At 63.3% G+C, this 22,664-nt stretch carries 18 protein-coding genes; 14 read left to right on the top strand and 4 right to left on the bottom strand.

What is annotated here, in order from left to right:
• Positions 1 to 69: 69 nt before the first annotated feature.
• The 5 genes from J8I87_RS12930 to J8I87_RS12910 all read left to right on the top strand — a co-directional run bounded on the left by J8I87_RS12930 (position 70) and on the right by J8I87_RS12910 (position 5,631).
• On the top strand, positions 70 to 507 hold the full coding sequence (locus J8I87_RS12930) for a MarR family winged helix-turn-helix transcriptional regulator (protein ID WP_209931846.1): 438 nt from the start codon (positions 70 to 72) through the stop codon (positions 505 to 507).
• A 161-nt stretch (positions 508 to 668) separates the two neighbouring features.
• The gene (locus J8I87_RS12925; protein ID WP_209931845.1) at positions 669 to 1,106 is read left to right on the top strand and encodes a MarR family winged helix-turn-helix transcriptional regulator; all 438 of its coding nucleotides are present in this window, start codon (positions 669 to 671) and stop codon (positions 1,104 to 1,106) included.
• A 37-nt stretch (positions 1,107 to 1,143) separates the two neighbouring features.
• Positions 1,144 to 2,637, top strand: coding sequence for an efflux transporter outer membrane subunit (locus J8I87_RS12920; RefSeq protein ID WP_209931844.1), 1,494 nt, complete (start codon positions 1,144 to 1,146; stop codon positions 2,635 to 2,637).
• A gap of 35 nt (positions 2,638 to 2,672) precedes the next feature.
• Positions 2,673 to 3,998 (top strand): HlyD family efflux transporter periplasmic adaptor subunit, encoded by a 1,326-nt coding sequence (locus J8I87_RS12915; RefSeq protein WP_209931843.1) that lies wholly within the window; start codon positions 2,673 to 2,675, stop codon positions 3,996 to 3,998.
• A gap of 76 nt (positions 3,999 to 4,074) precedes the next feature.
• The gene (locus tag J8I87_RS12910) at positions 4,075 to 5,631 is read left to right on the top strand and encodes a DHA2 family efflux MFS transporter permease subunit (RefSeq protein ID WP_209931842.1); all 1,557 of its coding nucleotides are present in this window, start codon (positions 4,075 to 4,077) and stop codon (positions 5,629 to 5,631) included.
• 101 nt (positions 5,632 to 5,732) lie between these two features.
• On the opposite strand, the gene J8I87_RS12905 is transcribed toward J8I87_RS12910, so the two are convergent.
• The gene (locus J8I87_RS12905; RefSeq protein WP_209931841.1) at positions 5,733 to 7,382 is read right to left on the bottom strand and encodes a tetratricopeptide repeat protein; all 1,650 of its coding nucleotides are present in this window, start codon (positions 7,380 to 7,382) and stop codon (positions 5,733 to 5,735) included.
• Between the two features lie 703 nt (positions 7,383 to 8,085).
• Here J8I87_RS12905 and mprF point away from each other — a divergent pair.
• Entirely contained in the window at positions 8,086 to 10,680 is a 2,595-nt protein-coding gene (gene mprF / locus J8I87_RS12900) for a bifunctional lysylphosphatidylglycerol flippase/synthetase MprF (protein WP_209931840.1), read from the top strand.
• Positions 10,677 to 11,954, top strand: a complete 1,278-nt coding sequence (locus J8I87_RS12895; RefSeq protein WP_209931839.1) for a virulence factor family protein — start codon at positions 10,677 to 10,679, stop codon at positions 11,952 to 11,954. The genes mprF and J8I87_RS12895 overlap by 4 nt, the downstream gene beginning before the upstream one ends.
• A gap of 93 nt (positions 11,955 to 12,047) precedes the next feature.
• On the opposite strand, the gene J8I87_RS12890 is transcribed toward J8I87_RS12895, so the two are convergent.
• Positions 12,048 to 12,326 carry a hypothetical protein gene (locus J8I87_RS12890; protein ID WP_209931903.1) on the bottom strand — a complete coding sequence of 93 codons (279 nt, stop codon included), beginning with the start codon at positions 12,324 to 12,326 and terminating at the stop codon, positions 12,048 to 12,050.
• A gap of 210 nt (positions 12,327 to 12,536) precedes the next feature.
• On the opposite strand from J8I87_RS12890, the gene J8I87_RS12885 reads away from it, so the two are divergent.
• Both J8I87_RS12885 and J8I87_RS12880 read left to right on the top strand, forming a co-directional pair.
• Complete coding sequence (locus J8I87_RS12885; RefSeq protein ID WP_209931838.1) at positions 12,537 to 14,840, top strand: xanthine dehydrogenase family protein molybdopterin-binding subunit; 2,304 nt, start codon at positions 12,537 to 12,539, stop codon at positions 14,838 to 14,840.
• Positions 14,828 to 15,289, top strand: coding sequence for a (2Fe-2S)-binding protein (locus J8I87_RS12880; protein ID WP_209931837.1), 462 nt, complete (start codon positions 14,828 to 14,830; stop codon positions 15,287 to 15,289). Before J8I87_RS12885 ends, J8I87_RS12880 begins: the two co-directional genes overlap by 13 nt.
• Before the next feature lie 28 nt (positions 15,290 to 15,317).
• On the opposite strand, the gene J8I87_RS12875 is transcribed toward J8I87_RS12880, so the two are convergent.
• Entirely contained in the window at positions 15,318 to 15,680 is a 363-nt protein-coding gene (locus tag J8I87_RS12875; protein WP_209931836.1) for a BON domain-containing protein, read from the bottom strand.
• Between the two features lie 215 nt (positions 15,681 to 15,895).
• Here J8I87_RS12875 and J8I87_RS12870 point away from each other — a divergent pair, with 215 nt between their 5' ends.
• Positions 15,896 to 17,068 carry a 4-hydroxybenzoate 3-monooxygenase gene (locus J8I87_RS12870; RefSeq protein WP_209931835.1) on the top strand — a complete coding sequence of 391 codons (1,173 nt, stop codon included), beginning with the start codon at positions 15,896 to 15,898 and terminating at the stop codon, positions 17,066 to 17,068.
• Between the two features lie 12 nt (positions 17,069 to 17,080).
• Here the strand turns inward: J8I87_RS12870 and J8I87_RS12865 are convergent, their stop codons facing one another.
• Entirely contained in the window at positions 17,081 to 17,974 is an 894-nt protein-coding gene (locus J8I87_RS12865) for a helix-turn-helix domain-containing protein (protein WP_209931834.1), read from the bottom strand.
• 162 nt (positions 17,975 to 18,136) lie between these two features.
• On the opposite strand from J8I87_RS12865, the gene J8I87_RS12860 reads away from it, so the two are divergent.
• The 4 genes from J8I87_RS12860 (at position 18,137) to J8I87_RS12845 (ending at position 22,644) form a co-directional block, all read left to right on the top strand.
• On the top strand, positions 18,137 to 18,967 hold the full coding sequence (locus J8I87_RS12860) for an SDR family NAD(P)-dependent oxidoreductase (protein WP_209931833.1): 831 nt from the start codon (positions 18,137 to 18,139) through the stop codon (positions 18,965 to 18,967).
• Positions 18,968 to 19,062: 95 nt separating this feature from the next.
• Complete coding sequence (locus J8I87_RS12855; protein ID WP_209931832.1) at positions 19,063 to 20,829, top strand: FAD-dependent oxidoreductase; 1,767 nt, start codon at positions 19,063 to 19,065, stop codon at positions 20,827 to 20,829.
• A gap of 12 nt (positions 20,830 to 20,841) precedes the next feature.
• Positions 20,842 to 21,180, top strand: a complete 339-nt coding sequence (locus tag J8I87_RS12850; protein WP_209931831.1) for an NIPSNAP family protein — start codon at positions 20,842 to 20,844, stop codon at positions 21,178 to 21,180.
• A gap of 99 nt (positions 21,181 to 21,279) precedes the next feature.
• Positions 21,280 to 22,644, top strand: a complete 1,365-nt coding sequence (locus J8I87_RS12845) for an aromatic acid/H+ symport family MFS transporter (RefSeq protein ID WP_209931830.1) — start codon at positions 21,280 to 21,282, stop codon at positions 22,642 to 22,644.
• The last annotated feature ends 20 nt before the right edge of the window (positions 22,645 to 22,664 follow it).

The following is a 22,664-nucleotide window of genomic DNA, read 5'->3' as shown; positions in this document are numbered from 1 at the left end:
ACCGACAGACGCTGATTTGCTAGTATCTGATTTGTCAGTCAGATCGCGTTTCGGTTCGGGAGGCCTCGCGTGCGTCACTACACCAAAGACAATTTCAAGGTCACGGAGAGCGTCGGTTACCAGCTCGTGAAGGCGCGCAACCTGATCGTGACGGAGATGGACGCGGCGCTCAAGGACCTCGATATCTCCGGCCAGCAGATGGGCATCATGCTGATGCTCCGACAGAAACTCGCATCCACACCGTTCGAACTGTCGAAAATGCTCGGCATCGACACGGGGCTGATGACGCGCATGCTCGACAAGCTGGAAACGAAAGGGCTGCTGTTGCGTTCGCGCGACGAGCAGGACCGCCGCGTCGTCAACCTTTCGCTGACTAAAGACGGCCTCGCCGTCGCCGACCAGATTCCGAAAATCGCGCCTGATGTGCTCAACGCGCGCCTGAAGGACTTCACGAAAGCCGAGCTCAACGAATTGCGCCGGTTATTGCGCAAGTTCGTGAACGACTGAAACGAAACGCGCGCGGCGCACGAACGGCACGCACGGTCGCATTGTTCGACGAAAAGAGAGAGACTGTCGCCCCCGGTGAAACAAAGTGTTGCCCGCTGGGGTCGTTGTACATATCTGACAGGTCAGTTATTGTTCTTGCAAATAGCGAGGAGTCAGACATCATGTCGCACTATTCCAGGGACGATTTCAATTTGACCGACAACGTGGGGTTCGCGATTGTCAAGGCGCGCAATCTCGTGATGGAGCAGATGGACGCCGCGTTGAAGGACCTGAATGTGCGTGCGCACCATGTCGGCATTTTCATGTCGCTGCTGCGCGGCAAAGATACGACACCGGCTACGTTGTCGCGATATCTGGGCATCGACACGGGCCTGATGACGCGCACGCTCGACAAGCTCGAAACGCTCGGCATGGTGAAGCGCTCGCGCAGCACCGACGACCGGCGCATGGTGAATCTCGAACTCACGGAAGCAGGCCGCGAGGTTGCGCTGCGTATCGCCGGAATTGCGCCGGATGTGCTCAACACGCGCCTCCAGTATTTCTCCAAGGCCGAATTCGAAGAGCTTCAGCGTCTGCTGCGCAAGTTTCTAAACGACTGAACGAATTTTTTTATCCAATTATCTGATAGGTCAGAAAATGAGTAATCAGTTATATGCCCGGCGCAATGCGTCACGCGTGCTGAAAGTGTGCGTATCGGTGATGTTCGCGTCGGTGCTGTCGGCTTGCGTGAACTACGCGGGCATTCATAGCGACGCGAAGACGGCCGAGCCGCAGCAGTACGCGACGCAGCAGAGCATTCCCGCCGAGCAGGGCCATTGGCCGGCTGCCGACTGGGCTGACCAGTTCGGCGATGCGCAACTGAAGGCGCTGATCGACGAAGCGCTGAAGAGCAGTCCCACGCTCGACCAGGCCCGCGCCCGCGTTGCGTCTGCGGCGGCGTTTAGCGAAACGGCGAAGGCGGGCACGATGCCGCGCGTCGATGCAAGTTATTCGCTGATGCGGCAGCAGTTTTCGAGCACGGCGCTTGTGCCGCCTCCGTACGGCGGTTCATGGCAGACGGAGAACAAAGGCCTGCTGAGCGCCTCCTATGACCTCGACCTGTGGGGCAAGAACCGTGAAGCGCTGAAGGCAGCGATCTCGCAGCTTCAGGCGAGCCAGGCCGACGCCGAAGTCGTCAAGCTGACGCTCACGACGTCGATTGCCCGTACCTACAACCAGCTTGCGCGGCTCTATGTGCTGCGCGACATCGCGCAACAGGAGATCACGCAGCGCGAGCAGATCGACCGCGTCACGGCAGGCCGCATCGCGACGGGCCTCGATACGGAAGTCGAGCGCAAGACCGCGCAGGCGAATCTCGCCACGAGCCGCGCGGCGCTGAAATCGCTCGACGGACAGATTCTCACGACACGTTATCAGATCGCCGCGCTGCTCGGCGCCGGTCCGGACCGCGGCCTGCAGATCGCGCGCCCGACGCTCGGCACGGGCGACGACGTGCGCCTGCCGGACAACCTGCCTGCCGATCTCGTGAGCCGCCGCCCTGACATCGTGGCCGCGCGCTGGCGCGTGGATGCGACGACACATGGCGTGAAGGAAGCGAAGGCGGAGTTCTATCCCGACATCAATCTGAGCGCCGCAATCGGGCTCGACGCGTTCGGCTTTGGGCGCTTTCTGACGGCGGCGAGCCGCACGGCATCCGTCGGCCCGGCGATTCACCTGCCCATCTTCGACGCGGGCGAGTTGCGCGCGCAGTTGAAGGGCCGCTATGCCGACTTCGATTACGCGGTCGCGACTTATAACCAGACGCTCGTGACGGCATTGAGCCAGGTCGCGACGCAACTGGCCGGCATACGTTCGACGGATGCGCAACTCGTCGATGCGCAGACCGCGCAAGACGCCGCGCGCAAGGCCGACGAACTCGCGCTCGTGCAGTACAAGGCGGGTCTCACGAATCAGCTGACGGTGCTCAATGCCGACGTCAACGCGCTTTCCGCCGATCAGGCCGTCGCCAATCTGCGCATGGATCGCCGCGACCAGCAGATTGCGCTGGCTTCCGCGCTTGGCGGCGGCTTCGTCGATGCGTCGAACCCGGATTCCGCTGCACCCAACACAGCTTCCGTCGCCGCGCGCTGAGCGGCCATTCAACGAATCTGCCCTGGAGAACAGAAATGAGTGAAATCAATACCCCGGAGCGCGAAGCGACGCAAAAGAGCGCCGCGCCGGACGCGAAGCATGATGCGCAATCGACTGCGAAGGCTGCCGGCACGAACGAACCGAACACACGCAAGCGCAAGACGCTGCTTGCACTGCTCGGCGTGGCCGTGGTGGTGTCGTCGGCCGCGTATGGCGCGTACTACATGACGTACGCCCGCTACCACGAGTCCACCGACGATGCGTATGTCAGCGGCAACCTCGTGCAACTGACGCCTCAGTTGACAGGCACCGTCGTCGCAGTGAACGCCGACGACACGCAGATCGTGAAGGAAGGCGACCCTGTCGTCACGCTCGACAATGCCGACGCGAGGATCGCGCTCGGCAATGCCGAAGCGACGCTCGGGCAGACCGTGCGGCAAGTGAGCAGCCTGTACGTGAACAACGATTTCTACGCCGCGAACGTCGCGCAAAAGCAATCCGATCTCGCTCGCGCGCAGGACGATCTGCGCCGTCGCCAGGCCGTCGCCGGCACGGGCGCCGTGTCCGCCGAAGACATCGCGCATGCCCGCGATGCCGCGACGGCCGCGCAGGCCGCGCTCGACGCCGCGCGCCAACAGGCGGAAGCTAACCGCGCATTGACCGACCGCACGACGATCGAACAGCACCCGAACGTGCAGGCTGCCGCGTCGAAGGTGCGCGACGCGTACCTTGCGTATGCGCGCAACACGTTGCCCGCGCCCGTCACCGGCTATGTCGCGAAGCGCTCGGTGCAGGTCGGCCAGCGCGTGTCGCCGGGCACGCCGCTGATGGCGATCGTGCCGCTCGACGGCGTGTGGGTCGATGCGAACTTCAAGGAAATCCAGTTGCGCAACATGCGTCTCGGTCAGCCCGTCACGCTGACGGCCGACGTGTACGGCAGCAAGGTCAAGTATCACGGCCGCGTGATCGGTTTCTCAGCGGGCACGGGCAGTGCGTTCGCGACGCTGCCCGCGCAAAACGCCACAGGCAACTGGATCAAGATCGTCCAGCGTTTGCCAGCGCGCATCCAGCTCGATCAGAAGGAACTCGAAGCGCATCCGCTGCGTGTCGGCCTGTCGATGGACGTCGATGTCGACACGCGCGACGATACCGGCCCGCAACTCGGCGCCGCCGTGACGACGTCATATCGCACCGATGTGTTTGCGCAATATGGCGCACAGGCCGATGCCGAGATCGAGAAGATCATCGCGCAGAACATCGTGCCGCTGCATCCGGCGTCGGCGGGCAACGCCGCATCGTCGCGGCCGCTCGCCAGGCGCGACGCGGGCGAGACGAACGGCACGGCACGACACGCGGGCTGAATCGCACCGCAAGACGCGGTCGTCCGATCCGTCTTCGTTTATTCAATTACCTGACAAGTCAGATAAAGAGAGCGCCATGAATCCCTCGACGCAACTTGCACCGCCGCCGCTCACGGGCGGAAAGCTGGTCCTCGCGACCATCGCCGTCGCGCTCGCCACGTTCATGAACGTGCTGGACTCATCCATCGCGAACGTCGCCATTCCGACCATCTCGGGCAATCTCGGCGTATCCGTCGACGAAGGCACGTGGGTGATCACGCTGTTTTCGGCGGCCAATGCCGTCGCCATTCCGCTGACGGGCTGGCTCACGCAGCGAGTCGGCCAGATCAAGCTGTTCGTGGCGGCGATTGTGCTGTTCGTGTTCTCGTCCTGGCTGTGCGGCGTCGCGCCGAACCTGATCGTGCTGCTCGCCGCGCGCGTGTTGCAGGGCGCCGTTGCGGGCCCGCTGATTCCGCTTTCGCAGTCTATCCTGCTCGGCTCATATCCGAAGGAAAGAAGCTCGACGGCCTTGTCGTTGTGGGCGATGACGGCGACGGTCGGGCCGATTGCGGGTCCCGCGCTGGGCGGCTGGATCACCGACAGCTACAGCTGGTCGTGGATCTTCTATATCAACATTCCCGTCGGCCTGTTCGCGGCCGGCGTGACGTGGATGATCTATCGCGACCGCGAATCGCCGGCGCGCAAGCTGCCCATCGACAAGGTCGGCCTGATGTCGCTGATCGTGTGGGTTGCGTCGTTGCAGATCATGCTCGACAAGGGCAAGGATCTCGACTGGTTCAACTCGCCCGTGATCTGCACGCTTGGTGTCGTCGCCGCAGTCAGCTTTCTGTTTTTCCTGATATGGGAATTCACGGAGAAGAACCCGATTGTCGATATCCGCCTCTTTGCGGTGCGCAATTTTCGCGGCGGCACGATCGCGATTTCGGTTGCATACGCGGTGTTCTTCTCGAACCTCGTGATACTGCCGCAATGGATTCAGGGCTATCTCGGCTACCGTTCGGTGGATGCGGGCCTCGTGACGGCGCCGCTCGGCATCTTCGCCGTGCTGCTCGCGCCCGTGATGGCGAAGATCGTGCCGAAGTCCGACGCACGCGTGCTCGCGACGCTCGCATTCGTCGGCTATGCGGGCGTGTTCTTCATGCGTTCGCAATACACGACGGACGTCGACGCGTGGACACTGATCCTGCCGACGCTGCTGCAAGGCATACCGACAGCGTTCTTCTTCGTGCCGCTGACGGCAATCATCCTGTCGGGCCTGCCCGCCGACAAGATTCCGGCTGCGGCGGGTCTGTCGAACTTCGTGCGGGTGTTCGCGGGCGGCGTGGGCACATCGCTCGTCACGACGGGCTGGAACAACCGGACCATCCTGCATCACGCGCAACTCGCTGAACAGTCGGGCGCGACCAACCCCGACTATGCGAACGCTCTCACGAACATTCACGCGACGCTTGGCGGCAGCACGGATCAGGCGGTGGCTTTCTTCGAGCGCTCGCTGAACGCGCAGGCGACGGTGCTTGGCATCAACGATATCTTCTGGCTCTCGTCGATGATCTTCATCGCCATCATTCCGCTCATCTGGCTGACGAAGCCAGCCAAGGGCGGCGGCGGCGCCGCGGCGGCGGGCGCGCACTGAGACGCACTGAGGCGGGCGAACGCAAGCAGCGAGGCCCCGTTCATGCATGAACGGGGCCTCGCTCGTCGCGTCACGCGGCTTGCCAGCCGTGCGTTGCGCGATCATCCGCGCTGCTGCTGCGCATTGGCCTGACGAGCCGGGTCGAGCGCAGGTGCCGCGTGATGCGGCGTGGCGGCTTCATCACCGTTTTCGACTTCGATGACGCCGATGCCGCTTGTATGGCTGTTGTTTTCCGGAACGCGAGTCGGCAGCATCAGTTCGGGCTTGCTGCACACTTGCGCATTCGCGTTGCCTTGCAAGGCAACCGGCTGCATGCGCGATGCGTCCTTGCCCGCGCCCGCCTGGATCTGCGCGTCGCTGCATCCCCACGATTCGAGCAGCGAGCGCGCCATCCCCGTCCCGCACTGCGCACGGCTGCGCGTGATGCGCGCCGCGATCTTGACGAACGCGCTGTCGTGCATCGCTTCGAGACGCTCATATGCGCGCCCCGCTTCGTCGATGTTCAGCGCAACGGCCGTGCGATAGGCGGCGCGTGCCTCGTCGAGCGCGGCGGCAGAGATGTGGCCCGTCTTCATCGACGGCAGTCGCAACGCATCGCCGAGATTCACATACGCTTCCTGATAGCCGGGGCTCTTCGCAAGCGCGATCTGAAGTTCGCGGACAGCCGCCGCGCGATAGTCGCCGCGCGTCTGCGTCGATGCGCCTGCGAGCGTCGGCATCTGCGCGAGCCCGAGCCACGCGCGGGCCAGCGCGTTATGGGCAGGCGCGTAGTCCTTGTGCAAATCGACCGCGCGCTTGAGCACTTCGGCAGCCTGTCCGTAGCAGCCCATGTCGGTGAGCGCGACGCCCCAGTTGTAGTATGCCCACGGGCGCACCTTCTTCCACACATGCAATCCGCCGCTCATCTCGACGATATGGCGCGCGCGACGGATCGAGCCTTCGTAGTCGCGCGCATACGTGTCGAGCTTCGAGAGCGCGAGCATTGCCCATGCCGCATCCTCTTTCGATGCACCCGACGCGTCCCGGCCCGTGCCAGCCGCGAGTTGTTCGAAGCGCTCGCGCACGTCGTCGAACTGGCAGGGCGCTTCGCCTTTCAGGCAGCGCTTCTGCTCCATCTGCGTCAGGTACGACGCGTACAGCAGCGGGCTCTGGTGTTGCAGGATGCGCATCGCGGCCTGGCGCATCGCATGGCGCATCGCCAGCGATTCGTTCGACACGTTGGGCGTAGAACCCATGTCGGGCGGAACGTCGTTGCCCAGCGTGACGGTGTGGCCATCCGGGTCACGCAGCGTGAGCATCACGGCGAACGCAGACGGCGTGCCGACGACGGTGCCGTACACGGACGAATCGCGTTTGAGCAGCGTGCGCGCGAACTCGATTAGCGGGCGGATCGACAGGCCCGTGCCCGGCACCGTGATGTCGGGCAGCTTGAATTCGGACAGCACGTGCTCGGTGTCGTTGGCGGGCGTGACGGCTTGCGCTTCGCTGCGCAGATCGCTGAGCGTATCGACGAGCAGGTGTTGCAAGGTCTGATCGGTATAGCCCTGGCGGTTGAACTCGTCGGAGACCTGGATCGGGTCGACCACCGTCAACGGATCGAACCACACGCCGCACAGCGCGATGATACGCGGCCCGAGATAGAACGCGGCAACGAGGATCAGCGGCACTACGATGCCGAGATACAGCACGTGACGGCACAAGAACCGGACCGCCCAGAGCAGCGAGGCGAGCGGGTTGTCGAGGGGTTTCATGCGGGGTCTCCTTGCGAGGCGCTGCGATTGGCGCACCTGTCACAAGGCATCGAACATGCCAATTCGTCTGACACCGCAGGATAAGGCGGCGCGCGCGTGGCGCGGCCAGCGTGTTGGCACGGCGGCAACGCTGGAGCGGACGAACGTTGGACCGCATCCACCACATGCGAGCGGCCCAGGCCGGGCTCCAATATGAAACGCGATAGACAGTTTGCTTTCACGTGCCGTTCGCCGCTGAAAGCATCCGGAACATTCGATCAGGGCAAACGTAAGTTGGAATCTGGTATCGTGCGTCCCTGGTCGAACGGCCGGAACGCGATCAGCGCGATGTCGGAAATTTGTACCGTCCGGACCACCGTCCTTGTCGAGCTGGCTGAAGAGCGAGCAGCCGTGCGGGTTGCGATAAGGCCGTCCGTCGGGGACCCGCAATCCGTCTCCTGTTTGACCGCATGGAAAATCCGCCTCCATTTCAGGCCGATCGCGAAGCACCTCAGGATTTCTTAAGCGAAAACTGTAAAAAATCGTCCTCGGGAAGCTCCCGATGTCAACCTTTTGGGCAATTTGCCGTTGTCCATTTGTAAAGAGTTGAAAAAGGCGAGGTCAGGGCGGCGATAACGTCCGGCGCGCTCCGAAATCCAACCTCATTCGATGCGGCAGCAACGAGACCATTGCTTTCGCATCCAAGCATTACCCGGGTTCATCCATGTCTGACCTTCCCCGTTCTTTCTTGAGCCGCGCTGGCGCGGTGCTTCGACGAGCGTGCGCCGCCGCCGGGAGCCGCCGTCTGCTGTCGCCCGTGCTTTCGCTGGGCGTCTGCGTGCTGCTTCTGATCGTGTTTCAGCATCTTTCGCAGGCGGTCGACTATCGGTCGGTGATCCGCCACCTGCGTCATCTGACGGCGGGCGAATGGTCGGCGGCGCTCGGCGCGACCGTGCTCAGCTTTATCGCCCTCGTGGGGCGCGATGCCGTCGGGCTGCGCTACATCGGCAAGACGGTGCCGCGCGCGGCGCTGTGGATCGGCGCGACGGCCGGCTCGGCGCTCGGCAACGCAACCGGTTTCGGCGCATTGACGGGCGGCGCGGTGCGCGCGCGCGTCTATGCCGTCGCCGACGTGACGCCTGCGCAGATCGGCCGCATGACGGTTTTCACCAGCGTTTCGCTTGCGCTGGCCCTCGTTCTGATGACCGCGCTCGGCATGCTGTGCGGCGCGGCGACGCTCGCGCCGATGCTGCATAGCCCGACGGGCGCGCTCGCGTGGGGCGGCGCGGCGCTCCTGACCGTGCTCGGCCTATTGACGCTCGCATGCGGCAGCAGCACGCGCCAGATCCGCACGCGCTGGAACTGGCTGTCGTTGGACGTTCCCGCGCGCCGCGATTTCGTCGCGCAGATCCTGCTGGCCGTGCTCGACGTCGTAGCGGCGGGCCTTGCGCTGTGGGCGCTGCTGCCGCATGCGCACGTGAGCTTCGTGTCGTTCATCACGATTTACGCAGCCGCGATGCTGCTCGGCATGATCGGCCATACGCCGGGCGGCGTCGGCGTGTTCGAGGCGGCGATGGTGTTCGCTCTCGGCGGCAGCGTGCAGACGCATCACATGGTTGCCGCGCTGCTCGCCTATCGCGCGATCTACTTCGGTCTGCCGCTGATCGTGTCGGCGGGACTGCTGGCCGGTTTCGAAGGGCGCGCGCTGAAGAAGCATCTGCCGCTGCATCACGCGGCGGCCGTGTCGCAGCTTGCGCCGCTGTTTCTGAGCCTGTTGACGTTCGTCGTCGGCGGCATGCTGGTGATTTCGAGCGCGACGCCCGCGTTCTGGCAGCGCATTGCGATCCTGCGCGACCTCGTGCCGCTGTGGGTGCTCGAAAGCTCGCAGATGCTGTGCAGCGTAGTCGGCGTGATGCTGCTGTTCGTCGCGCGCGGTTTGTCGCGGCGGCTCGATGCGGCGTGGTGGCTCACGCTCGGCCTGACGGTTCTAAGTTTCGCGCTGTCGCTGGCGAAGGGTCTCGCATTCGTCGAAGCGGGCGTGCTGATGACGCTGATCGCGCTGCTGCTCTCGACGCGCGCGCGCTTCAATCGCCGCTCGTCGCTCTTTGCCGAGCCCTTTACGGCGGGCTGGCTGGTTTCGGTGGCGATGGTGCTGATGCTCGCTGTGTGGGTGATGCTGTTCGCGTTCCGCGACGTGCCTTATACGCGTGATCTGTGGTGGCAATTCGCATTCGACGAGCGCGCGCCGCGCGCGCTGCGCGCCACGCTCGCCGCTAGCCTGTTCGCCGCGACCTTCGCGTTCTGGCAGCTGCTGCGTCCCCCGGCGGGCCGCTTCGTGAAGCCCGCGAAGCAGGATCTCGAAGACGCCGCGCGCATTTATCGCGCACAGGAACGCAGCGACGCGGGCCTCGCACTGATGGGCGACAAGAGCTTCCTGTTTTCCGAGTCGCGCCAGGCGTTCCTGATGTACGCGAAGTATGGCCGCACGTGGGCCGCGCTGCACGACCCCGTCGGGCCGCGTGCGGAATGGGCGGACCTGATCGGCAAGTTCGTCGCGCTCGCGCATGCGCACGGTGGCCGCGCGGCGTTCTATCAGGTGCGCGCGAATGCGCTGCCGCTCTATCTCGATGCCGGTCTCACGCTGATGAAGCTCGGCGAGGAGGCGCATGTCGTGCTCGACGACTTCGATCTGAAGGGCTCGCATCGCGCGCATCTGCGCTACGCGCTCAAGCGCGGCGAACGCGATGGCTTTGCGATCGAGGTGATCGAACCGGCGCGCGTGCCCGAATCGATCGCAACGTTGCGCGCGATTTCCGACGACTGGCTCGACAGCCGCGACGCGCGGGAAAAGAGCTTCTCGGTGGCCGCGTTCACCGATGACTATCTCGCCGCGCAATCGGTGATGCTCGTGCGTCAGAACGGCGAGCCCGTCGCGTTCGTCACCTTCATGACGACCGACCTGAACACGGAAGCGACCGTCGGCGTGATGCGCCACGTGCCGCAGGCCTCGCCCTACGCGATGGAGTACCTGTTCACGCAACTCGCGCTGCATCTCAAGCATGCCGGCTTCCGTTCGCTGAGCCTCGGCATCGCGCCGTTCTCCGGCATGTCGCCGACTCCGCTCGCGTCGCGCTGGCACCGGCTTGCGAATATCGTGTGGCGCTTCGGCGGCCGCTTCTATAACTTCCGCGGACTGCGCGCTTTCAAGAGCAAATTCCAGCCTCATTGGGAGCCGCGCTATCTCGCTGCATCGGGTTCCGTCGGCGTGTTCTTCACGCTCGCGGACCTTTCGCTGCTGGCAGGGGGCCGGCGTTCATGACCATGCAAAAGTTTTACCGGCTCGCCGCGCTGGCGAGCGTTTCGCTGTGCGCGCTCGCGGCCGTCGCGCCGACGGCGCACGCCTATGAAACCGTGTCCGGCGGCCGTTACGGGCAGGTTACGGTGACGAGGCCTGCGGGCGAAGTACGCGGCTTCGTCGTGCTGTTCTCACGCGAGACCGGCTGGAATCCGGCCGACCAGCAGGCCGCCGATGCCCTCGCGAAGAACGGCGCGATGGTGGTCGGCGTCGATACGGCGAAGTACGCGGCGAATCTCGCCGCGAAGAAAGAGACATGTCATCAACTGGTGGGCGATGCGGAAGCCGTGAGCCATCAGCTCGAACGGCAGGTGCAGTCGAACCGCTATTTCATGCCGATCGTCGCGGGCACGGGCCAGGGCGCGACGCTCGCGATCCAGGTGCTGAAGCAGGCGCCGGAGAACACGGTGGCGGGCGCGGTGACGGTGGCCGCGCAGCGCGATCTCGACAAGCGCTTCAACCCGTGCCCGCCGGACCCGACCGTGACGCACGGCCCCGGTTTGCCCGGTTTCGCGGAAACGGACGCGAACGCTTCCGCCGGCACGCAGCGCATCGTCGATCTGACGACACCGCATCTGCGTACCGTCGCGATGAAGGAAGAAGATGTCTCCGACCTGCCTTTGATCGAGCTGCCCGCCGCGCATCCGACGGGTTTGATGGCGATCGTGATCTCCGGTGACGGCGGCTGGCGCGACCTCGACAAGACCATCGCGGAAGAACTGCGGAAGGACGGCGTGTCCGTGATCGGCTGGGACAGTCTGCGTTACTTCTGGTCCGAGCGCTCGCCGCAGCAGACGAGCCACGATCTCGCGCGCGTGCTGCAAACCTACACGACCCGCTGGCATGCCGATCATGTGGCGCTGATCGGTTATTCGTTCGGCGCCGATGTCATGCCGTTCGCGTACAACCGCTTACCCGACGCCGTGCGCACGAAGGTATCGCTGATTTCGCTGCTCGGCTTCGCGCCCTCCGCGGACTTCCAGATCCGCGTGACGGGGTGGCTCGGCATGCCCGCCAGCGACAAGGCCTTGCAGGTGAAGCCCGAGTTCGCGCGCCTGCCGCCGAAGATCGTGCAGTGCTTCTATGGCGAACACGAGCAAGACACGCTTTGCCCGGCGCTGACCAAGACGGGCATCGAAGTGATCCGCACGTCCGGCGATCATCATTTCGGGCATGACTATGCCGCGCTCGAAAAGCGCATTCTCGGCGCACTGAAAAAGCAGGCAGGCAAAGTCTGAAGTTGAAGCGGCGCGGCGACCGTGCAGAATGGTCGCCGCGCCTGCTGTTAAATGACTTCGTGCGGCCGCAATGACCGCAATAGCTGTGTGTCCTTAGTGGAAAATCAGATACAGAATCACAAGGACGATAAGCGGCACGCCGAGCAACCAACCAATCAGATAAGGCATCTGTTTTCTCCTGTGCGACTGCCGAGACCAAGCGGTCGTCGTGACACAGCGCTTGTCGCTCTTCAATGCAAGCGATATGCCACTGCGTTCGGATCGCGGTGCAACATCGTAGTCCGCCTGCGCGAAAGCCTTGATGCGGCTTGGATGGAGCGCTTCTGCAACGCACCCGTGAGTGCCCGCTTTTTGCGCTTCGTTTCCACTCATCGGCAATCCGGGAATTGCCGCATCGTCGCAATCTTTTCAGGCTTGATTTGCAGTTCATTCAATACGCCGGAATGCCGCAATGCGCACTAATATGAACGTTGACCGGAGTGATCGGCGCGCATTGACGGGCGTTTGAATTCGCAGGCTTTCACTTGCGCCGTCATTGCTGCGTTTTACTGGTGTCCAGGCTGGATTCCTCTGAGAGATGCGATGAAGCGTCGAACCTTCGTGCTGGGCGGCGCGGGCGCAGCCGGTGCGCTGGTTATCGGATGGTCCGTGCTGCCGCCGCGCCAGCGGCTCGTCACGTCGATGACGATGCCCGTGCATGCCGGCGAAGCGGTGCTCAACGGCTACGTGAAGATTGCCGCCGACGACACGGTCACGGTGATGATGTGCCGCGCGGAGATGGGACAGGGCGTGCACACGGGGCTCGCGATGCTGGTCGCCGAGGAGCTGGACGCGAACTGGGCGGATATCCGTGTCGCCGATGCACCGCTCGACGGCATCTATAACAACGTCGAAAGCGTGGTCGGCGATCTGCCGTTTCGCTCCGACAATGACGGCGTCATCAAGGAACTGGCCGTATGGCTTGCGCGCAAGCTCGCGCGCGACTTCGGCACGGTAATGACGGGCGGTTCATCCAGCATGAATGACCTCTGGCAACCCATGCGCGAAGCAGGCGCATGCGCACGCGCGATGCTGATCGCGGCGGCCGCCGAACGCTGGAACGTGAAGGCCGCAGAATGCCGCATCGAAAAGGGCATGGTGCGGCACGGCGCGGCGCGCAGCGCATCGTTCGGACAGCTTGCCGCTGCGGCGGCGCGGCAGTCATTGCCGCGCAAACTCGTGCTCAAGTCGCCGGACAGGTTCACGCTGATCGGCAAGCCGCTCGCGCGTATCGAAGCCGCCGCGAAAATGAATGGCAGCGCGCGCTTCGGCATCGATGTCGTCCCAGAGGGACTGCTTTACGCGAGCATCTCGATGTGCCCGACGCTGGGCGGCAGCGTGCGCCGTTTCGACGGCTCGAAAGCGCAGGCGACGCCCGGCGTGCACAAGGTCCTCGCTGTCGATGCGTACAACGGCGGCACGGGAGGCGTTGCCGTGATCGCCGAGAACATGTTCATCGCGATGAACGCGCTAGACGTGCTCAATATCGAATGGAACGATGGGCCGGCCAAAGGCCTGACCAACCTCGAGGTCGAAAAGCGTCTCTCGCAGGCGCTCGACGACAGCGAAGGCCACGCATGGTATTCGCATGGCGACGTCGATGGCGCACTGCGCCGCGCCGCGCAAACGCTTACGGCCGAATATCACGCGCCGTATCTCGCGCACGCCGCGCTGGAGCCCGTCAATTGCACCGCGCAGGTCAAGGACGGCAAGGCGACAGTATGGACAGCGACACAGGTGCCCGCTGTCGCGCGCATGCACGTCGCGCATCTGCTCGGCATCGATACGGACCAGGTCGATCTGCAACAGCAATTGATCGGCGGCGCATTCGGGCGCAGGCTCGAAGTCGACTTCATCGCGCAGGCGGTTGCGATTGCACGCGAAGCCGACGGACGTCCTGTGCAAACACTCTGGACGCGCGCGCAAGACATGCGCCACGACTTCTATCGTCCTGCGTGCCTGTCGCGTTTCAAGGCGGGACTCGATGCGCAGGGACAACTGACTGCATGGCACAACGCGTCGGTGAGCCAGTCGATCGTCGCAAGCTGGCTCGCGCGCAACTACCGCGTTCCTGATCCCGGCATCAATTTCGACAAGACCGTTTCCGAGGGCGCATTCGATCAGCCTTATGAAATGCCGAACGTGTGGATTGGGCAACGCACCGTCGATCTCCCCATGCCCGTCGGCTTCTGGCGCTCGGTTGGCCATTCGCATCAGGCGTTTTTCATCGAGAGCTTTATCGACGAACTCGCTGCGGCGGCGGGCAAAGATCCCGTCGCGTTTCGCGCGAGCCTGCTCGCGCAGCATCCGCGGCATCTCGCGGTTTTGCAGCGCGTGGCGAGCATGTCGCGCTGGCGTGCGCCCGCAGTGTGGACGGACAAGGGCGTGAGCCACGCACGCGGCGTCGCGTTGCACGAAGCATTCGGCAGTGTGGTCGCACAGGTCGCGGATGTGTCGATGGAAGCGGGCAATGCAGTGAAGGTCGATCACGTGTATTGCGCGATCGACTGCGGCTTGCCGGTGAACCCGAATCTCATCAGGCAGCAGGTGGAAGGGGCGATCGTCTTCGGTCTCTCCGCTGCGCTGAAGGAAGAGATCACGATCGACGACGGTGCCGTCGTGCAGAGCCTGTATAGCGAATTCGACGTGGTGCGGATGGATGAATGCCCCGACATTTCAGTCGAGATCATGCCGTCCACCAGCCATCCGCAAGGCGTTGGCGAGTCCGCCGTGCCGCCCGTCGCGCCCGCCGTCGCGAATGCCCTGTTCGCACTGACGGGTATCCGCCACCGCACATTGCCGCTGAAAGTCAGGCTGTATTCGGAGGACGCGACATGCGCAGGCTGAATATCAATGGCAAGACGGTCGAGGTGCACTCCGATCCCGCGACGCCGCTGCTCTGGGTCTTGCGCTGTGAACTGAAAATGACGGGGACGAAGTTCGGCTGCGGCGTCGGCATATGCGGCGCGTGCACGGTGCATGTCGGCAAAGAGGCGAAGCGCTCGTGCCAAGAAAAGCTTTCGGCTATCGGCGCACAGAGCATCACGACCATTGAAGGACTGCAAGGGCCGCACGTGCGCGCGCTGAAAGAGGCGTGGGCGCGGATCGATGTCGTGCAATGCGGCTATTGCCAGAGTGCGCAACTGATGGCGGCGAGCGCGCTGATACAGCGCAATCCGAACCCGAGTTCAAAAGATATCGACTGCGCGCTGCGCGGCATCATTTGCCGCTGCGGAACGTATCCGCGCATCAGGCAGGCGATCCTCGAAGCGACGGGGCAAGTCAAACGAACGTGACCTATCCCCGTCACGCGTGCTCAACGGCTTACTGATTCCCGCGCGAATAGAGCGTCAGCTTGTTGCTCACCGACGTGACGCCGTCCACGCCTTTCGTCACTTCCGTAGCCTGCGCGATCTGCGAGCCGTCCACGACGGAACCTGACAAGGTCACGGCGCCGTTACGCGCGCGCACGAACACGTTCGACACATTGAAATTGGGCGCCTTGGACAATGCCTTGCGGACATCGCGGGCCAGCTTCTTGTCCGCTGGCGTGGCTTTCCCCTTCCATGTGCTTGCAGCCGGAGTCGACGCCATCGACATGGAGTCGCTGGCCTGCGCATAAACATTCGACGCTAGTGCGATGCATCCCGCGACGACGATCAGCTTCAGGGCATTGCGTGCTTTCATGATGACCTCTGTTGTTCGATTTGTGAGTTCGTCTGTCAAAGACAGCCGACATTACGCTTCCATTAAGCTCAAAGCCGTAATGAGGGAAAACCCGTGGTTCACTACTATCGCGAATGGAGATAACGCTTATTCACGCTATTACGTTGCTCGATAAGAGCGGGGCCGGCACACTTTGACCCACATCAAAGACGTCACGCATTTCAGGAGACACACATATGCGTACCCAAGTCGGCATCATCGGCGCTGGTCCTGCTGGACTGCTTCTTTCCCATCTTCTCCATTTGCAGGGCATCGACTCCGTCGTGCTCGAATCGCGCAGCCGCGAGCAGATCGAATCGACGATACGCGCTGGCGTGCTCGAGCAGGGCACGATGGACCTGCTGACGGAAACAGGCGTAGGCGAGCGCATGAAGGCCGAAGGCGCGCTGCATCATGGCTTCGAACTCGCATTCGAGGGTAAGCGCCGCCGTATCGATCTGACTGATCTCACGGGCAAAGCGATCACCGTCTACGCTCAGCACGAAGTCATCAAGGATCTGGTCGCCGCACGCGTGGCCGCGCAAGCTGCGCTGCATTTCGAGGTGTCGGACGTATCGCTGCACGGCATCGAAGGCGCGACGCCGACTATTCGCTATCGTCATCAAGGCGAAGCGCACGAACTGCAATGCGATTTCATCATCGGATGCGACGGCTCTCAGGGCATTTCGCGCAACGCGATTCCCGAAGCACGGCGCCGCGATTATCAACGCGTCTATCCGTTCGGCTGGTTCGGCATTCTGGTCGAAGCGCCGCCGTCGTCCGATGAATTGATCTATGCGCGTCACGAGCGCGGCTTCGCGCTGGTCAGCACCCGTTCGCCCAACGTGCAGCGCATGTACTTCCAATGCGACCCTAAAGACAACGTCGACAACTGGTCCGACGACAGGATCTGGGCGGAAATGCATGCGCGCGTCGATTCGGACGAAGGCCACAAGGTTGTGGAAGGCAAGATCTTCCAGAAGAACATTGTCGGCATGCGCAGCTTCGTATCGACGACGATGCAGCACGGCCGCCTGTTCCTGGCCGGCGACGCCGCCCATATCGTGCCGCCGACGGGCGCGAAGGGCCTGAACCTGGCTGTGTCGGACGTGCGCATCCTTTCGGAAGCACTGCACGCGTTCTACAAGGAAGACCGCAACGACCTGCTCGACAGCTATAGCGAAACGGCGCTCAAGCGCATCTGGCGTGCCGAGCATTTCTCGTATTGGATGACGCGCATGATGCACCGCCTCGACGACGCTTCGCCATTCGAGCAGCAGTTGCAAGTCGCGGAACTGGAGCACGTGACGACTTCGCGCAGCGCGGCGATTTCAATGGCCGAAAACTATGTCGGCGCGGTGCCCGTTTAAAGCGGCAAGCCTTTAGTTCAAAGACAAATCGGTGTGCGCGGCGGCTTGGAATGCCTTGGGCGTCGCGCCCGTCTGCTTGCGGAAATAGCGGCTGAAATAGGCCGCGTCCTCGAAGCCGAGCGCATGGGCGATCTGCTTGATCGTCAGACCTGAATAGACCAGATCGCGTTGCGCCTCGCGTATCAGATGCTCATTGACGAGTGACATCGGCGAATGACCGAGTTCGTCACGACAGATGCGGCTTAATTGCGCAGTCGTAATGCCCAGCTTCTCCGCGTAGAACTCGACGGGCCGATGCTCGCGGAAATGCGCGGCGACCAGTTCGCGAAAGCGCCTGATCTGCCCGCTGCGGCGATCGGCGACGGCACTCGTCGCGGGCATCGCCGCGGCGTCGCCCAACCTCGCCACTTGCACGAAAAGTGCAATCATCAACGACATGCCCGCCGCGATATGGCCGCGTGCGTTGCCACGGAATTCCTGTTCGAGCAGCGTAAAGAGCGGCATTAGCGTGTCGTCGCCCGCTGAGGGCTTCACGGGAATCACTGCGGCGCGCTGAAGCACGGGCAGCAGTCCCGGCGCTATCGCTTTCGAAAGCGACTCCAGCGCGCGCTGCGCAGCCGTAATCACCAGCCCGTCGATCTCAGGCGAGAAGACGAAACCATGCACCGTTTGCGCAGGCAACACGACAATGCAAGGCGGCGAAAACGTGTGCTTTTCGCTCTCGATCACGACATGCCCGCTCCCGCTGCGAATGTATAGCACCTGCAATAACGCATCGTGCCGGTGCGCGGCGATTTGCCAGTCGTTCGGCCGGCTGCGCTCGGGAATCCACTCGAAATTGAATGCGTCGAACCACGGCGGGCGGGCGGATTCGCCGTACAAATCGTAGTTAGGGATTTTCCTCATGCGTTGCTGTCGTCCCGCGCAAGATGATTGCCGTGTACGAATTGTCCTGCGATGCGCGCCGTTTGTCCAATGCGCGCAACGAGCGCGTCACTATACTTTTCTCCATGAATCGGTCGGCCTGATGTGAGGCGCGTCGATAGAAGAAACCACATGGAGATTCGGATGACTAATCAAATCAGCGGCAATTGGCTCGGCATTGAAGGAAGGGTTTGCGTCGTGACGGGCGCGGCAGGCGGTATCGGCAGTGCGATTGCAAAAGTACTCGGTGAAAGCGGCGCGCGTCTTGCGCTGCTGGATCGCGAGGCGGCGAAGTGCGAAGACCTCGCGCGGACCCTGAGCGCAAACGGAATCGAAGCCCATGCATTCGCCTGCGATATCGGCGATGCAACAAGCGTCGAAGCGACGGCGGCGCGCGTTGAAGAAACGCTCGGCGCAGCGGACGTGCTCGTCAACAACGCAGGTCTTTTGCGGCCGGGCGGCATTGAAGACATTGCGCTCGACGCATGGAACGCGATGCTTCAGGTCAATCTCACCGGTTACATGCTGTGCTCGCAGGCGTTCGGCCGTGCAATGCTGAGCAAAGGCGCGGGCAGCCTCGTGCATGTGGCGTCGGTGGCTGCGCATCATCCGCAAACGTGGAGCGGCGCGTACAGTCCGGGCAAAGCCGCTGTCGCGATGCTGTCGAAGCAGATCGCAGCCGAGTGGGGCCCGCGCGGCGTGCGCAGCAATGCCGTCTGTCCGGGCATGATCCGCACGCCGCTGTCCGCGTCGTTCTACGCGCACGGCGATATCGAACAGCGGCGCAGCGCAATGACGGCGAGCCGCCGCATCGGCGAGCCCGTCGATATCGCGGACGTCGTCGCGTTTCTTGCAAGCCCGCGCGCAGGCTATGTGAACGGAACGGAGGTGGTCGTCGACGGCGGCTTGGAATGCATGTTGATGGATCTCGTGCCGCGCCCCGGATACGACGCGAAAGCCGGCGCGGCAGGTTAAAGAAGCAGGTTTAGAGGCACAGCGGACACAGCGGACACAGCGCGGTGCGCAAGCAGGCATCCCGGATGGGATCAGAGGAAGGCAGGAGACACAGCATGAAAGCAAACCCCAATACGCCCGCGACATTGACGTGCGATGTACTGGTGATCGGTTCGGGCGCAGGCGGATTATCGACGGCCATCACCGCGCGCAAACATGGCCTCGACGTCGTCGTGATCGAAAAGGAAGCGTATTTCGGCGGCACGACGGCGTTTTCTGGCGGCGTGCTATGGATTCCCGGCAACCGGCACGCGCGCGCGAATGGTGTGAGCGATACGCGCGAAGCGGCGAAAACGTATATGCGTAACGAAACGGGCGCATTCTTCGATGAAGCGGCCGTCGATGCGTTTCTCGATACGGGCCCGCAGATGCTCGATTTCTTCGAGCGCGAAACGCAAGTGAAATTCGTCCCGACGCTATATCCCGACTATCACCCGAATGTGGCTGGCGGCGTCGACATCGGGCGCTCGGTCGTTGCCGCGCCGTACGACGCGCGCGATCTCGGCGGCGACATCGCGCGCTTGCGTCCACCCCTCAAGACGATCACGTTCATCGGCATGATGTTCAATTCGTCGAATGCCGACCTCAAGCATTTCTTCAACGCGACGCGCTCGTTTAAATCTGCCGCCTATGTCGCGAAGCGCCTCGCGAGTCATCTGAAAGATCTCGCGCTCTACAGACGCGGCGTGCAGATCACAAGCGGCAATGCACTGGCCGCGCGGCTCGCGAAATCGGCGCTATCGCTGGGCATTCCAATCCACACGAACACGGCTGCGCGCGAACTTACGGTGTCGAACCAGCGCGTGACGGGTGCGATCGTTGAACAGCCCCACGGCGAGATGCGCATTACCGCGCGCCGCGGCGTCGTGCTCGCATGCGGCGGCTTCTCGCACGACATCGCGCGTATCGCGAAGGCCTATCCGCATGTGAGGCGCGGCGGCGAGCATTGTTCGCCCGTGCCGGAAGGCAACACGGGCGACGGCGCACGCATGGCCGAAAGCCTCGGCGCGCAACTGTCGATACGCTACCCGCAACCCGCCGCGTGGATGCCCGTGTCGCGTGTGCCGATGCGCGACGGCACGTTCGGCGTGTTTCCGCATCTGGTCGATCGATATAAGCCGGGCATCATCGGCGTGACGCGCAAAGGCCGGCGCTTTACGAACGAATCGAACTCGTATCACGACGTAGGCGCGGCGATGATCGAAGCATGCAGCAACGAGCGGGAAACAGCGATGTGGCTGATCTGCGGTCACGCGACGATACGCAAATACGGGCTCGGATACGCAAAGCCCGCACCTGTGCCGCTCGGGCCGCTGCTGCGCAACGGCTACCTCGTCAAAGGACGCACGCTGGCCGAACTGGCGCGCAACGCGGGCATCGACGCGGCGGCGCTCGAAGCGACCGTGCGCCGCTACGACGCAAGCGCGATACGCGGCGAAGACCCTGAGTTCTGCCGCGGATCGACGTCATTCAACCGCTATCTCGCCGATCCCGAACATCGGCCCAACCCATGCGTCGCACCGATCGGCGACGGTCCCTATTACGCGCTCAAGGTCGTCATGGGCGATCTCGGCACTTTCGACGGCATCAGCACAGCCGTCACGGGAGAAGTGCTGGATGTGCGCGGCACTGTGATCGATGGACTTTATGCCGTCGGCAACGACCGCGCGAGCGTGATGGGCGGCAACTATCCGGGCGCGGGCATCACACTCGGCCCGATCATGACCTTCGGCTATATCACGGGCCGCCGTCTCGCGGGCGTCATCGACGCAGCCGGCCACGCGCGCGGAGCGCAAAAGACGGCGCAATCCGAAACCGTATAAGAGGACACACGCATGAGCAGCATCAAGCCTTTTGTCGATCATCGCATCTACACGATCCGGCCGCGCGGCATGGCCGAATTCATCGAGGTATTCGATCGTCTTGCGATGCCCATCCAGTTGAAGTATCTCGGGCCGCCCGTCGGCTTCTATATGAGCGATATCGGCGCGCTGAACCAGGTCGTGCATCTGTGGGGCTACGACAGCATTGCCGATTACGATCAGCGCCGCACCGCGCGCGACGCGGACCCGGAATGGCCCGAGTATTTGCAGGCATCCGCGCATCTGATCGTCGCGCAGGAAAGCAGGATCATCCGGCGTGTCGAATTCAGAAGCCTTACCTTGCTGCGCTAGAACACAACAAACGGCAGCAAACACCATACAGACACGGAGACACAGCATGCAGTCCTTCAGCGTGAAGCGGTCGTTCAACCGCATTCAAGGAGACGCACGATGAACCAGCACAAACGCACCGTCGATGTACAGCATTTCATCGACAGCCAACGTTTTTCGCCTTTTCAATGGACCATTCTCGTGCTGTGCTTTCTGGTCGTGGCCGCCGATGGCTTCGATACGGCCGCAGTCGGTTTCATCGCGCCTTCGCTGGTGCAGGAATGGGGCATCGCGCGCGCGGCGCTGGGGCCCGTGATGAGCGCCGCGCTCGTCGGGCTCGGCATCGGCGCATTGGCGGCCGGACCGCTTGCCGATCGCGTGGGACGCAAGACGGTGCTGGTCTTGTCGGTGTTCTTCTTCGGGCTGTGGAGTTTCGCCGCTGCGCACGCGGCTTCGATCGAATCGCTCACCTTTCTGCGCTTCATGACAGGGCTGGGTCTCGGCGCGGCGATGCCCAATGCGGTCACGTTGATGTCCGAATACGCGCCCGCGCGCATTCGCGCCGTTGCCGTCAATGCGATGTTCTGCGGCTTTTCGTGCGGGCTTGCGATAGGCGGCGTGGCGTCCGCATGGCTGATACCGCATTTCGGCTGGCAAAGCGTGCTCGTGGCAGGCGGCGTTGGACCGATCGCGTTGACCGTCATGCTCGTCGCGCTGCTGCCCGAATCCGCGCAGTTCATGGTGACGAGAAAGCGCGGCGACGCACGCATCGCGCGGGTGCTCTCGCGTATCGCCGCACATGCGCGTCTCGACGAATGCCGTTTTGTCACGGCTGACGCGGCAACGGAAGGCCGGGGTTCCGCGTTGCGCGTGGTGCTGTCGCCGCGCTATCGCTTCGGCACGCTGATGCTGTGGCTCGCGTATTTCATGGGTTTGTTGATCTACTACCTGCTGACCAACTGGCTGCCCACGCTCTTCAAGGACACAGGCTTTTCAGGCCAGAACGCCGCGTTGATGACCTCGCTGTTTCCGCTCGGCGGCGTGCTCGGCAATCTCAGTGTCGGCTGGCTGATGGATCGCTTCAAGGCCAATCGCGTGATCGCCTGCACGTATGTCGTATCTGCCGTGCTGGTCATGCTCGTCGGGCACGGCGTCGGGCATCAGGTGTGGCTCGGCACGCTGATCTTCCTGACAGGCACCGTCGTCACCTCTGCTGTCACGTCGATGTCCGCACTCGCCGCCAGCTTCTATCCGACGCAAGGGCGCGCAACGGGCGTCGCGTGGATGCTGGGCGTAGGACGCATCGGCGGCGTGGCGGGCGCGCTGGTCGGCGCCGCGCTGATGGGGCTGGGCTGGCAGTTCGGTTCGGTGTTCAGCCTGCTCGCCGTGCCTGCGATGATCTCCGCGTTCGGCGTCTATGCAACGGCAAGACGTGCGCGCGTGGCGAGCATCGAAGAAGCAGAACTGACGCCCGCAGTCGAATGACAATCGCGGCGACAGCGGCC

It is taken from the genome of Paraburkholderia sp. LEh10, assembly GCF_017814945.1.
Taxonomy (GTDB): Bacteria; Pseudomonadota; Gammaproteobacteria; order Burkholderiales; family Burkholderiaceae; genus Paraburkholderia.
The sequence above is the reverse complement of the archived record's forward strand: the minus strand, read 5'-3'. Positions and strand labels throughout refer to the sequence as shown.

What these genes read in the sequence shown, in the direction of transcription:
- J8I87_RS12850 (WP_209931831.1), top strand. Translation starts at nt 20,842, where the DNA reads ATGAGCAGCATCAAGCCTTTTGTCGATCATCGCATCTACACGATCCGG.
- J8I87_RS12905 (WP_209931841.1), bottom strand. Translation starts at nt 7,382, where the DNA reads ATGAAACCCCTCGACAACCCGCTCGCCTCGCTGCTCTGGGCGGTCCGG.
- J8I87_RS12865 (WP_209931834.1), bottom strand. Translation starts at nt 17,974, where the DNA reads ATGAGGAAAATCCCTAACTACGATTTGTACGGCGAATCCGCCCGCCCG.
- J8I87_RS12885 (WP_209931838.1), top strand. Translation starts at nt 12,537, where the DNA reads ATGAAGCGTCGAACCTTCGTGCTGGGCGGCGCGGGCGCAGCCGGTGCG.
- J8I87_RS12880 (WP_209931837.1), top strand. Translation starts at nt 14,828, where the DNA reads ATGCGCAGGCTGAATATCAATGGCAAGACGGTCGAGGTGCACTCCGAT.
- J8I87_RS12915 (WP_209931843.1), top strand. Translation starts at nt 2,673, where the DNA reads ATGAGTGAAATCAATACCCCGGAGCGCGAAGCGACGCAAAAGAGCGCC.
- J8I87_RS12845 (WP_209931830.1), top strand. Translation starts at nt 21,280, where the DNA reads ATGAACCAGCACAAACGCACCGTCGATGTACAGCATTTCATCGACAGC.
- J8I87_RS12860 (WP_209931833.1), top strand. Translation starts at nt 18,137, where the DNA reads ATGACTAATCAAATCAGCGGCAATTGGCTCGGCATTGAAGGAAGGGTT.
- J8I87_RS12855 (WP_209931832.1), top strand. Translation starts at nt 19,063, where the DNA reads ATGAAAGCAAACCCCAATACGCCCGCGACATTGACGTGCGATGTACTG.
- J8I87_RS12890 (WP_209931903.1), bottom strand. Translation starts at nt 12,326, where the DNA reads ATGAGTGGAAACGAAGCGCAAAAAGCGGGCACTCACGGGTGCGTTGCA.
- J8I87_RS12895 (WP_209931839.1), top strand. Translation starts at nt 10,677, where the DNA reads ATGACCATGCAAAAGTTTTACCGGCTCGCCGCGCTGGCGAGCGTTTCG.
- J8I87_RS12875 (WP_209931836.1), bottom strand. Translation starts at nt 15,680, where the DNA reads ATGAAAGCACGCAATGCCCTGAAGCTGATCGTCGTCGCGGGATGCATC.
- J8I87_RS12925 (WP_209931845.1), top strand. Translation starts at nt 669, where the DNA reads ATGTCGCACTATTCCAGGGACGATTTCAATTTGACCGACAACGTGGGG.
- mprF (WP_209931840.1), top strand. Translation starts at nt 8,086, where the DNA reads ATGTCTGACCTTCCCCGTTCTTTCTTGAGCCGCGCTGGCGCGGTGCTT.
- J8I87_RS12910 (WP_209931842.1), top strand. Translation starts at nt 4,075, where the DNA reads ATGAATCCCTCGACGCAACTTGCACCGCCGCCGCTCACGGGCGGAAAG.
- J8I87_RS12870 (WP_209931835.1), top strand. Translation starts at nt 15,896, where the DNA reads ATGCGTACCCAAGTCGGCATCATCGGCGCTGGTCCTGCTGGACTGCTT.
- J8I87_RS12920 (WP_209931844.1), top strand. Translation starts at nt 1,144, where the DNA reads ATGAGTAATCAGTTATATGCCCGGCGCAATGCGTCACGCGTGCTGAAA.